At 31.5% G+C, this 12,520-nt stretch carries 10 protein-coding genes, 1 rRNA gene and 1 pseudogene; 1 reads left to right on the top strand and 11 read right to left on the bottom strand.

Annotation, left to right across the window (positions count from 1 at the left end; translation table 11 throughout):
• Together Ctaglu_RS19475 and abc-f are read right to left on the bottom strand one after the other, a co-directional pair.
• Positions 1–181: ribosomal RNA gene (locus tag Ctaglu_RS19475) — 16S ribosomal RNA — on the bottom strand; the annotation flags it as partial.
• A gap of 447 nt (positions 182–628) precedes the next feature.
• Positions 629–2,284, bottom strand: coding sequence for a ribosomal protection-like ABC-F family protein (gene abc-f, locus Ctaglu_RS19470; RefSeq protein ID WP_125004822.1), 1,656 nt, complete (start codon positions 2,282–2,284; stop codon positions 629–631).
• A 527-nt stretch (positions 2,285–2,811) separates the two neighbouring features.
• On the opposite strand from abc-f, the gene Ctaglu_RS19465 reads away from it, so the two are divergent.
• On the top strand, positions 2,812–3,369 hold the full coding sequence (locus Ctaglu_RS19465) for a TetR/AcrR family transcriptional regulator C-terminal domain-containing protein (RefSeq protein ID WP_125004820.1): 558 nt from the start codon (positions 2,812–2,814) through the stop codon (positions 3,367–3,369).
• A 101-nt stretch (positions 3,370–3,470) separates the two neighbouring features.
• On the opposite strand, the gene Ctaglu_RS19460 is transcribed toward Ctaglu_RS19465, so the two are convergent.
• The 9 genes and pseudogenes from Ctaglu_RS19460 to Ctaglu_RS19420 all read right to left on the bottom strand — a co-directional run bounded on the left by Ctaglu_RS19460 (position 3,471) and on the right by Ctaglu_RS19420 (position 12,448).
• The gene (locus Ctaglu_RS19460) at positions 3,471–5,168 is read right to left on the bottom strand and encodes an oleate hydratase (RefSeq protein ID WP_125004818.1); all 1,698 of its coding nucleotides are present in this window, start codon (positions 5,166–5,168) and stop codon (positions 3,471–3,473) included.
• 123 nt (positions 5,169–5,291) lie between these two features.
• A complete protein-coding gene (locus Ctaglu_RS26505) occupies positions 5,292–5,468 on the bottom strand; it encodes an IS1096 element passenger TnpR family protein (protein ID WP_373861703.1) in 177 nt (58 codons plus the stop codon).
• A gap of 35 nt (positions 5,469–5,503) precedes the next feature.
• A complete protein-coding gene (locus Ctaglu_RS19450) occupies positions 5,504–5,899 on the bottom strand; it encodes a nucleotidyltransferase substrate binding protein (protein WP_125004816.1) in 396 nt (131 codons plus the stop codon).
• Positions 5,886–6,176, bottom strand: a complete 291-nt coding sequence (locus Ctaglu_RS19445) for a nucleotidyltransferase domain-containing protein (RefSeq protein ID WP_125004814.1) — start codon at positions 6,174–6,176, stop codon at positions 5,886–5,888. The genes Ctaglu_RS19450 and Ctaglu_RS19445 overlap by 14 nt, the downstream gene beginning before the upstream one ends.
• Before the next feature lie 396 nt (positions 6,177–6,572).
• Positions 6,573–6,689 (bottom strand): annotated as a pseudogene (locus Ctaglu_RS19440) (helix-turn-helix domain-containing protein); the annotation flags it as partial.
• 179 nt (positions 6,690–6,868) lie between these two features.
• Positions 6,869–7,741, bottom strand: coding sequence for a BglG family transcription antiterminator (locus Ctaglu_RS19435; protein WP_125004810.1), 873 nt, complete (start codon positions 7,739–7,741; stop codon positions 6,869–6,871).
• A gap of 175 nt (positions 7,742–7,916) precedes the next feature.
• Positions 7,917–9,671 (bottom strand): ABC transporter ATP-binding protein, encoded by a 1,755-nt coding sequence (locus tag Ctaglu_RS19430; protein ID WP_125004808.1) that lies wholly within the window; start codon positions 9,669–9,671, stop codon positions 7,917–7,919.
• Positions 9,672–9,916: 245 nt separating this feature from the next.
• Positions 9,917–10,828 (bottom strand): Rpn family recombination-promoting nuclease/putative transposase, encoded by a 912-nt coding sequence (locus Ctaglu_RS19425; RefSeq protein ID WP_125004806.1) that lies wholly within the window; start codon positions 10,826–10,828, stop codon positions 9,917–9,919.
• A gap of 741 nt (positions 10,829–11,569) precedes the next feature.
• Entirely contained in the window at positions 11,570–12,448 is an 879-nt protein-coding gene (locus Ctaglu_RS19420) for an SPL family radical SAM protein (RefSeq protein WP_125004804.1), read from the bottom strand.
• Positions 12,449–12,520 lie beyond the last annotated feature (72 nt).

The following is a 12,520-nucleotide window of genomic DNA, read 5'->3' as shown; positions in this document are numbered from 1 at the left end:
AAAACATATTATGCGGTATTAATCTCCCTTTCGGGAGGCTATTCCCCTCTTTGAGGCAGGTTACCCACGTGTTACTCACCCGTCCGCCGCTAATCCACCCCGAAGGGTTTCATCGCTCGACTTGCATGTGTTAGGCACGCCGCCAGCGTTCGTCCTGAGCCAGGATCAAACTCTCAATTTAAAAGTTTACACTTTTTATTTGAAATGAATAATCTGCGACAACTGTTAAGTCGTTTAATCAACATTACGTTGATTCGCAAGCTCATTACATACTTTTTAGTCTTACGACTAAAATTACTTTTTTATCTAAAGTAATTAACTGGTCTAGCAAAATGTTATTTCGCTATTTTACCTATTTCTCTGTTTAATTTTCAAAGACCAACTTGCTTTGTCATCATGTGACGACAAGGAGTATTGTATCATATAAATAAGTTCATAAATATACCCAATGGGTCTTCTAACTGGATTATCTTCATATACCTACATATAAGTATAAATATTTCTACATTCCGCATTCCGATACGCAAGGCTAATTATTATAAAAATAAGAATACCAATTTGGTATCCTTATTTTTTGGTTCTCCTATAACGTTGTATATAGCTACTGTTAAATTAGATATCCCTTAATCTATTGCGTCTTTTCTATCTTAAGTTTCTTTAACTGCTTTAATACATCGAAATATTCTCTATCCAGTTTCTCAGGATCATCCTTTCTAGACGGTATAGAAAGCTTACTGATAATCCCTGACAAGCGATTTTCGAGAACAAATATTTGGTTCTCCAAAGCTTCTGCTCTTACATCTGTTTTATTACTGCTTTTCTCCATAAATTCTTCATAACTGCCACGAACAGTGATCAATTTGTGTTTTTCAATGGATAATATACTATTTGCAACTGTACTTATAAATCTTCTGTCGTGTGATACAAACAGAAGGGTTCTCTCGTATTCCTTTAATGCCGCTTCCACAACATCTAAGGAATATATATCCAGATAATTTGTTGGTTCATCCAAAACAAGCAAGTTAATATCGCTCAAAAATACCTTTACAAAAGAAGCCTTTACTCTTTCCCCTCCACTTAGTACTTTAACCTTCTTATAAACCTCTTCTTTTTTAAATAGAAGTCTGCTTAATAGGATTCGTGCAAAAGTTTCATCATAAACACTATTTTCCATTACATTTTTCAGAATGCTAAGCTCCTCATTAAGAATATTCATGTCCTGGCTGAAGTAACCTATTTTTGCACCTTTAGCTATTTTAATTGATATGTCTCCTTCTAAAATCATCTTAATAAGAGTACTCTTTCCACTACCATTAGGCCCTATAAGCGCAGTTCTTGAGCAATTATAAATATCAAACCCTGTATCATTAAATATAATTTTATCTCCAAAAGACTTACTTATATTCTTTCCTGAAATAACTATCTTGCTATAAAGCTCACCATTATCTAATGCATCTAGCTTTATACTTTGAATTTTTTTAGGTTTTTCTTTTACCTCAAGATGATCCATTCTAGCTTTCATATTCCTTGCAGCTCTGTCTAGATTGGCCTTTGCCTTCTGGTTGCCCATTTTACTATGAAGTCTTGCTTCTGAATTCCCCATTCTTGATGGAGCCTTTCTCATAGCCCCAACCTTTTGTTTTGTCTCATCCATGGCATCTTCAAGCTTTTTTTTATCTTTCCCATACTTATTGAATTCAAATAAACTTCTTTCTATGTCTAAATCCTTTTGAAGTTTAAAGTCTGTATAATTACCCTTATATTCCTTGAGTTTTCCCTCATCTATCTCTACTATCTTATTGCATAACTTATCTAGAAACTCCCGGTCGTGAGATATGATTAGCAGGGCGCCCCTATATTCCTTAAACTTATTATTAAGAAGCTCTATACCCTCCACATCCAAATTACTGGTTGGCTCATCCGCGAATATTATATTATTACCTTTATCAAAGCATTTAGCCATTTTAAATCTTGTTTTCTCACCGCCACTTAAATTATTGTTCCATTCATGCTGAGTAACAAATTGATTAGCTACTTTTTTGTCTATGTCTTCATATTCTTTGGAACCAAGTTGATCTGCCACACTATGGGTTCCGTATCTTCTAACCCAGCCTTCATCAGGTTCAGATTCGCCACAAAGTATATTAATAAGTGTAGTCTTACCCGAACCATTAAGTCCCACCAGACCTATCCGTTCTTCTGAGTATATTTTAAAATCTTCTATATTAAGTATAAGTCTGTCTCCATAATATTTTTTTATATTTATAGCTTCAATTAATAACATAAAAAAACCCCTCCTTTAATTTGGAGAGGATAATAGTTTGCTTTAGTTTAATAATTATCATAAAAATACCCTAAAGTATTTTAAATAATACTCTTAGGAATAACATTTAAGGCAATATTCACATCAACAAGTTAATATCCACTCACAATTTCAATAAAATGTACAACAAAAAAATCCTCAATGGGGAATTTCTCATCGTTTTATTAAAAAAATTCTTTAAGTGAATTATATTCTCATATCTCCAAATACCTTACCTTTCATAGATTATACCTAATTATAGAATCAAGAATAAATATTGTCAATGATAGTTTTTCCTCAAAGGCTACTGACTTAAAACTTTATTGCCACTTACAATCGATAGCTATTGCCAATTTTATTAAGGAAATATTTTTTACTCATTATGAAAATGTTTATCCATGGAATGAATTAAAGAAAAAGAGGTGTCCTGTATTGACTTATCTCACATTGACTAAAGAGTTTACTTTAAATATAATATATATAACGCCAATGGAAAGGAGATATAATGTATGCACCAAACTACAAAAGAATCTTTAGCAGAATCCTTGAAAAAACTAATGAATACCACACCTTTAGCAAAAATTACAATTAATGATATTGTTTCGGACTGTGGAGTTAATCGCCGTACATTCTACTATCACTTTCAAGATATCTATGCACTTTTAGAATGGATTTTCAGAACTGAAGTTACCAATGCCATGGAAGAAAATACAACCTATCAAACATGGCAGCAGGGATTTTTGAAGATATTAATCTATTTGGATCAAAATCGTAAAATGGTGTTAAATACCTATAACTCCATTGGGCGTGAACACTTAGAGACCCATTTATACAGCGCAGTGTATAACCTTGTGGTTAACGTTGTAGATGAAATCGCGGTGGACATGAAAGTTTCACAGGAAAAGAAAGAATTCGTGGTTAATTTTTACAAATTTGCTTTTGTAGGATTATTACTTGAATGGATAAGAACCAATATGATTAATGATTCTGATCAGATTATTGATAATCTAGCTAATATAATTAGTGGGGATATCCATAGAGCATTATTAAAATGTGAAATGCAGTAATAGCAATTGCTTATACTAATCTATGGCCACTACTTCTACTATAAAAATATATAACAAAAAAGCAAGAAAGCATATACTCTCTTGCTTTTTTTGTTATATATTTAAATTAAACCTTCAAGCGTTGTATTTTTCAAAAGCTTGCGCACAATAGTCTCTCCTGGGAGAGGTCGTCCACTATATAATGCCTTTGCAGCTGCTGCAACCACACGAATATCATATTTAGTAGGATATACTTCTGGCACCTTTTTATCAAGGTTAAGTAATGTGTAAACCGCCATCATAGCTGAACGAATAGAATATTCAACTGTGAATACGCAATCATCTGCAACTTCTGCAAATTGTCCTAAAAAGGCAAGATTGGTACTCCCTTGTGGAATAACATCAGGACGATCACCCTTAACACGAGGCATAAATTGACTTGTGGTATAAGGCATCATGCAAGGGATAACATTAACGTTTTTAAGAATTTCTGATATCTCATCCTTCTTACCCATATGGTATAAAAGCTCTGTCATCATTTCTTCACCAGTACAATCGCTCATTCTCTTTTTCACAAAATCACCAATATTGTCAGGGAAAAGACCATAAGCCCATATTACTAAAACATCCTTAGGTTGGTCAATAAAATGAGGTTGTCTATTGCAAGTTACACTCAAAAGCCAATTTGAATCCTTAATAGTTATAATGCCTCCAGTAACTGTTTTACCAGAGTATGGATCTCTGCCGGTGAGTTCCTTAAGCAGGTCTGCCATTCTAGCATCTTTGCTAGTTATAGTAAAAGATTCCCATTTGCTTTTGTCGATGTCACTACAGAATACTTCTGGTTTTCCAAAGGAAGAATCTTTCTTTGCAATGTTTTTCCATAAATCCCAGCATCCAGAAGCCCCACGATTAGTTATTGCAGGTTCATGCATACTTCCAGTAGTAGAGTTTTCTGTCATAGATCCATTAGTAACAAATACCAAATCATTCTTTGTTGTATGAATTACTTCATCTTTACCATTGTGCACCAAGTGAATGGCAGTAACTGTTTTCTTATCTGCCTCTATGTCAATATCTAAATCTGTAACCTGTGAATCTAGGTCAATGACTACATTTTTAGATTGCAACCATTTTTCAAGTGGAAGAATCATAGATTCATACTGGTTGTACTTTGAAAACATAATGTTTTTCATACGGCTCATTCCAGGAAGCAAATGCATAAAACGTTGCATATAGCGTTTCATTTCCACAACGCTATGCCAATTTTCAAATGCAAACATAGAACGCCAGAAACACCACATATCAGTTTCTAAAAAGGATTGTTCAAAATACTGCTCAACAGTTGCAGCTCCTAAATCTTCTTCGGTTGCAAGGAAAAGCATAGTAAGTTGCTTAATGTGATTATCCTTAAGTCCTAGAGAAGAAAAATCTGCTTTTTCACCACAATTCTGAAGCAATCTACAAGTTGACTCATTAGGGTCAGCATCATTTAACTCGCGGAATTCATCTAAAACAGTTCGATTAGGAGCAGTTAGAGATGGAATCTTGCCATATAAATCCCAGCAACACTCATAGTGTTCTTCCATCTCTCTTCCACCTCGAACAATATAACCGTCCTTTGCATTTCCGCATCCATCCATACTACCACCGATAATATGTGATTGTTCTAAAATAGTTATGTTTTTACCATCCATATGACCATCTCGTATTAAATATGCGGCAGCCGCAAGAGAGGCTATACCCCCTCCAACCAAATACGCTCTTTTGTTTTCAATGCCTTCTGGTTTTAAAGTATTAATGTTTTGATAATTTCCCATAAATATTCACCTTCCTAAATGTTGATTACTATATACTTCCACTATAGGATAATATAATTATAGGAAGAATGAAATCATCAATCTTCATCAAATGTGCAACTTTTTAATAAAATTATAGGTTTGCTAGTAGCATTCTGGATATTGCTCTGGCGATTGCCCTTTTGATTCAATAACCTCAGGCTGCATAGGCAATGTTGCATTTTTATCAATATCAGTTACTATTATATTAAATTCCCATTGATAACCAAAATCAAAAATGTATTTAATCTTCTGTCCTTTATAAATACTAGCTTCCCCTATAGTAATATCAATTTCTAAGTTATTAAACGATAAAGTTACATTAATAATTCTAAGTTTTTAATTAATTCACCAATGGAGTCAACATATTTATTGGCTATTCTCTCTGCAATTTCATTAGCTAACTTTTCGTTATAAATATGTGATGTAGAATTTCTATCTTCTAATAAATTAATCCATACCAATTCATCTGATATAATATTGTTAACATATGCCTTTTTAAATATTGTACGTGGAAATGAGTTCTCGAGGGTTACTCCTTGGAAATTCATAAACTCTTTAAGTGTTTTATGAGTGAGCTCATAGGTAAATTCAAACCTTTGAATTAAGCTATCTCTTATTATTTCATTTTTACCGTCGTATAAATCACTAACTTCTTTAAGTCTATCGTATGCCCTTTTCAAATTCATATACTTAAAATCAAGGTTTCTCATAAATAATTACCCCTTCTTTTTCAACTTGTTCTATAAAAAACTTATCTTCAATATTATTCATATGTGAAAAATCAAACTCTAATAAAGTACTAACTTTCTCCTCAATTTCATCTTTGAATTCTGCAATAGAATTATCAGAATACACACCTAAATCAATATCACTTTTTAATAAATTATCACCACGCGCTCGTGACCCGAAGATAACAATTTTATCAATATATTTATGTTTCTTTGATATATCAACTATTTTATTAACTATTCTATTTTCTAAATTCAATATACTCGCTCCCCTATTGTACTTAATTTTTTATCCACGCGGTAAACAAATAATTCAAATTATTTAATATGCCATTTTTTTATAATCATACTTGATGAATAAAACTTTGATTTAACTTCATTCTATCTTTCATAATTTTATTTTATAATAAAATTTTTACTTATTATAATATAACTCTAACCCTATTTCATTTGAAAAGTAAGGGTGTTTTTCAAATTACATTACTGTCCTTTTGCCTATTCTTTTAAAATAATAACAATTTAACTTGTAACATTGACTAATTCATTATAATGCTATTAAAACATATTTTCAACATCAATAAGGGATTACTGAATGTACTATTAGTGAACTACTCGCCACCCAAGAGGTTGGAGCTTCTTGGTCAAATCTGCGAAGCTAGAACTGTCTATGTTGCTCTATCTTAATCATAGATTTTAATTTAGGTACTTTGATATGTTTATTTTCTTCATAGGACTTTATTCTTTCAGCCAACATTCGATTATATACAAACCTAGTTCATCCAAATAAATATATCTATTATGTATCTCTGCAGATTTAATATGTAGAGATAAGTAAAAGACTTACCTTTTAGAGTAAGTCTTTTATTTATATCTACATTTAACTGTAATATCATTCATATTTTTTATCCCCAACATTAAGCGGATTCCTGTCCCTTGGTGCTAGTCCCTACTTTAAAAAGTAACTTTTTTTCGTTTTTTCAATCTATTACTTTTAAATCTCTGAATGTGTATAGCTAAATATGCAGTTTCCTCTTCAACAACTTTTAGCTCAAACTCTCCTTCAACAAATTTCGAAATTTTTTGTGCCAGCTTGAAGCAAGGATCATATTTACGTTTTATAGTATTTACTAATTTATTTTTAACAGGAATATTACCTAAAATCCTTTGAATAGCAAATCGAATATGAGTAATAAATCTAGCATAATCAAGCGACTTTCTATCTATTTTAACATTTAATTCATCTTCAATCATTTTTATAATGGTATTTGATACAAATGCATATTTTATTGTATTAGCTAATCCTCTCTCATTCCTTGCAGAATATATATGCAGAGTTATAAATCCAATTTCATCATCTGGAATGTGAATCTTTGTTTTATCCTCAATTATAGTTGCCGCTTTTTGGGCTAGTTCAAATTCTATTGGAAAAAGTGTCTCAATTTCATCTAAAAATGGATTTTCTATATTATCACCGTTTTTAAGTCGCTTTAAAGTAAACGCTATATGATCAATTAGTGATATATGAACTTTTTCATGTAAATCTTCATTTAGTTCTTTGGAGATCATATATATTATTTCCTCACAAAGCCCAATCACTTCTGCGTCAAGACTATTTACCAGTTCATGAAAATTAACTTTATTAATTTTGTTTTTAATAAAAAATGTTTTTTCAATTAATGCATTCCTAGATATACTATCGCCTGAATGCTTTCCAAGTCCTATTCCTTTTTCACAAAGAATTTTTTCTACACTTGCTTGATAAACTAACACAATATTGTTATTAAACACTTTAATCACATTAAAATCAGAAGTTGCAATTTTCATTAGCTTTACCCCCCATGTTTTTATGGAAAATTCGTATATACAACATAGAATTAGAAAACTGTGTAATTTCTAAAATTCAACTCTATACCATTATACCACCATATTTAGGTTCAATGCTTTTAGGGGGCAGAAGTATTTCATAAATTGAAAATGAAATGAAGTAACTACCTTATATCTAAAATATTTTACTATTAGAATCCAATCCTTCAAATTGCATATTATAGTAATATGCATACATACCTTCATTTTTAAGAAGCTCGTTATGATTGCCTCTTTCTTGTATGCCTTCATTATTAATAACTATTATCTCATCTGATTTCTTTATTGTACTTAACCTGTGGGCTATAACTATAGTAGTTCTATCCTTTGAAAGTTTCTCAATGGAACTTTGTATATATCTCTCGCTTTCATTGTCTAATGCTGAAGTCGCTTCATCTAAAATTAAAATGGGAGGATTTTTTAAAAATACTCTTGCTATGGAAAGCCTCTGTTTTTGTCCACCAGAAAGTTTTACTCCACGCTCACCAACATAGGTATCATATCCTTCATCAAGATCCATTATATAGTCATGAATATTGGCATTTTTAGCTGCCTCCATAATTTCTTCATCAGAAGCATTAATTTTACCATATCCAATGTTTTCTTTTATGCTACCTGCAAACATATATACATCTTGTTGTACAACACCTATGGAATTTCTAAGGGATTCAAGTGTCAGATCTCTTATATCATTTCCATCTATTGTAATGCTTCCAGATGTTATGTCATAGAATCTTGGAAGAAGTGAACAGATTGTAGTTTTTCCACCACCAGACGGACCAACAAATGCTATGTTTCTCCCGGCCTTTATCTTTATGCTTATATCATTTAAAACATTATGATCATCACCATAACTGAAGGTTACATTTTTATATTCTATATTTCCCTTCACGTTGGTAAGAGTTACAGCATCTTCTTTATCCACTATAACAGGCACTGTTTCTATAACTTCCCTAAACCTCTGAAACCCTGCATATCCCTTTTGAAATAGCTCTGTAAAATTAATTAATATATCTATAGGGTTTATAAATATATTTATATAAAGAGCATAGACTACAAGATCTGAGACTTTTAAAGAACCGTCAATAATAAATAATGATCCAGCTACTATTATTGCAACATATAAAATTCCTTCAAAAAAAGTATTTCCAGCAATAAACTTACCCATTGCAGTATAGCTTTGTACCTTAGAATTTAAATACTCTTTGTTTCTTTTATTAAACTTTTTCTTTTCTATTTCTTCATTTGCAAATGACTTTACAACTCTAATTCCTGATAAACTATCCTGCACTGCAGAGTTTATATTTGCTGTTTTTTTCCTATTATCCAAGAATATTTTACGCATTTTCAAATTTTGATAAGTTGAAAAGACTACCATGATTACTGTAACTACTAGCAAAATGAGTGTCATTTTCACATTTATGAACAATAGTATTGTAAAGGAGCCTAAGATTTTTAAAGCTGAGATAAGTACATTCTCCGGACCATGATGTGCAAGTTCTGAAATATCAAACAAATCTGATATTAGCTTAGACATCATCTCTCCAGTATTATTTTCATCATAATATGAAAATGGTAAACTTTGAAGATGACTAAATAAATCTCTTCTCATATTATTTTCCATTCTAGCCCCCATAATATGTCCCCAAGTAGCTATAAAATATTGACAGAAATATTTTATTATATACATACACACCAATGCTATGCCAATATAGCCAATGTTATGAAGAATAACTTGTTTATCTTTTGTAAAGAAGTTTTTCGAAAGATAACTAAGAATTACTGGAAAAGATATATCCACTGCAGAAACTACTAGTGCACAAAACATGTCTGCAAAAAAAAGAAGCTTGTAAGGCTTATAATAATTAATAAATTTTTTAAAAATGTCCATGATTTCACCCTTTCTGTTCGTCTGAAAAATAAAGTAATTTAATCTATATTTTTCTATTCATTATATTATACCAATAGTATTTAACTAAACACAATGAAAAGAATGTTTATAATATTCACTCTCATCACTATATGGAAACAATTCCTATAATACCACCTCCAAATAATTTAATATAAAAAACCGCCTGGATAAATTCATCTTACCCAGGCGGTGGATATTTTCCTTTAATTATGCTCCCTATGGTTCTAATGCACCATATTACGCTTTATTTCAAGTAATCTTTCTACTGTAAGCTCAGTTATTTCAACTATATCATCCATTGAAAGCCCTTTTATTATCATTTTTTCGGCTACCTTTATTGCTTTCTCATTTGCGCCTTTTTCTATTCCTTTTTCTATTCCTTTTTCTATTCCTTTTTCCTCTGCTGATTTTATCCTAGTAAGCTGGTCACTAATTTCTGCCTGCCTAGCCTCATATAACATTCTAGCCTTTTCATCCTTGCTTATTATTTGCAATAAGTTATAGGCTTTCTTTATATCCTTATTCTTTTCTGCCAGCATCTCCATCTCTCCCTTCGATTTTGCATCTAAGAATTCCATCCACTGAACTATTGGATCATTTTCATCTCTCTCAATATCTTTATCAAATAATTTTGGTATCTCCAGGAAATGTACCTCTATTATATCCGTTAATCTAAAACCTGTTTTATCTTCTGTTAAGTGATAACTAGAATATAACCTCTTTAGCGGTGTACACTTGAAGTCTACTATGTTTATAGTTACACATTTCTTTAGCTTGTCGTAAGTATCACCTGGCTTTATCTGACTTGTATACATCTTGCTCCAATAAAAAATGGTGCGTTCTGCCATATAATCTGTGGGTAGTATTTGTATCTCAACATCTATTTGCTTTCCTACCTTTGTTTTCACTCGTACATCAAGTATCCCTTTTTTGTCTTCCTTAAAGTCCTTTAGTAGTTCACTATTGATTATTTCTATTCCTTCAAATTCTTCTTCTGGAACACCTAATACATCACTTAACAGTGCAATTAGTAGGTCCTTATGTTTTTCGTTTCCAAATATATACTTAAATACAAAATCATATTTTGGCGACATTATGAAATTGTCATCTATTGATTTTATTTTTTTCTTAGTCACTTTATCACATCCTCAATATTTACCTTTGACTATTATTCGTTGTTTTATTCATTCTTACTTATCTTTATTTTATCAGAAAATTACGTTTTATTCTACACTATTATAAATAGAAATTGCTTTATGGTCATTTCTTGAGCACCAGATCTTAATTCAACCATAATGCTGACGTCAGACTTGAAAGTCAGCTCCTTTATACTAATTACCGTCCCCTAACAATATATTTCACTTTATTACCACATCTTGTAATTCACACAACCCCTTAATATATCTACATTAGAACATAAATATACATGTATATTACAAAAAAACAAAAACACCATATTAATATAAGTATAAAAATTGCCTATATAAGTGAAAATTGAACTTTAAAAAATATTAATACAGTGCATCCCCCCTGATAAATTTGTAATGCAATATGTGAATTAATGATAACCCCTTATATATCAATGAACTAAGCTAATTACATATCTCATATTTAGTTACAAGATTACTATAATTAAAAATTCTTCGTAATAATTTAACAAAATTACTGCAAAACTCCGCGCAAGGGCATATATGTTTATTGAAAATGTAATTCAAAGCAATGCTTGTTATTTCCCAGGAATTTATCTTAGATATAATGCTTAGTGGACCTAAGCCGTACAAAAGTAATTAGTGGGTCGGAAATTTATAAGAGGTAAAATTACAGAAAGATGTATAAATGAAATACAGGATCATTTAAGAGATTATGTAATGGAACAGCTAATCTAACCCAGGTAGCATTAACTGCTCATGCTCATTTTTTTCCTCAAATTTATGAAGATAATTGAAGCATTCATCAATATCGCACAATATACCATGGGATTTACAGGTTGTTTTAAAAATATTCATCAACCTGTCGTTAATAGGACTTGGTAACTGATATGCATAGTTATATCCTTCTATATATCGAGCCTTCATTCCTGGAAAATGCTCATCCAGCATTTTATAGAAATATTCCCTGTTTCCTTCTCTTAAGGTTAATCCCATGCCAAAACAAATAATGCCATGTACCTTTGCTTCTATACAGTAATCCAGAATTCCCCGAATATTTTCCTCTGTATCATTAATAAATGGTAAAATAGGACTGAGCCAAACTACCGTGGGAATTCCGTTATCACGCATTATCCTTAACACATCAAACCGTTCTCTTGTGGTGCTGACATTGGGTTCTATAATTTTACACAGTGCTTCATCAAAAGTCGTAAGGGTCATCTGAACAACACACTTTGTCTTCTCATTAATTTTTTTCAGTAAATCCAGATCCCTTAAAATTCTTGCGGACTTGGTCTGTATGGCCAGTCCAAATCCATAGGAATGAATAAGTTCAATACATTTTCTAGTATTACCCAGTTTTTCCTCCAGGTGAATGTATGGATCACTCATTGCCCCAGTGCCTATCATACATTTCTTTCTTTTTCTTCGGAGGCCATCCTCTAAAATCTTCGGTGCATTAAGCTTTACCTCTATATCTTCAAAATCATGATGCATCTGATAGCATTTGCTTCTTGAATCGCAATAAATACAGCCATGAGTACATCCACGATATATATTTATTCCATTTTGAGCCGATAAGATACCTTTTACCTCTGTTTCATGCATAATCTTCTCCTTGTTGTTGAAATACTTTTTGTTGCTTAATAATAATGTGCTTTGTTTTAGAGTCCTATTTTT

Source organism: Clostridium tagluense, from assembly GCF_003865095.1.
GTDB classification, from domain to species: domain Bacteria; phylum Bacillota; class Clostridia; order Clostridiales; family Clostridiaceae; genus Clostridium_AD; species Clostridium_AD tagluense.
This window is presented reverse-complemented; position numbering and strand designations above follow the sequence as displayed.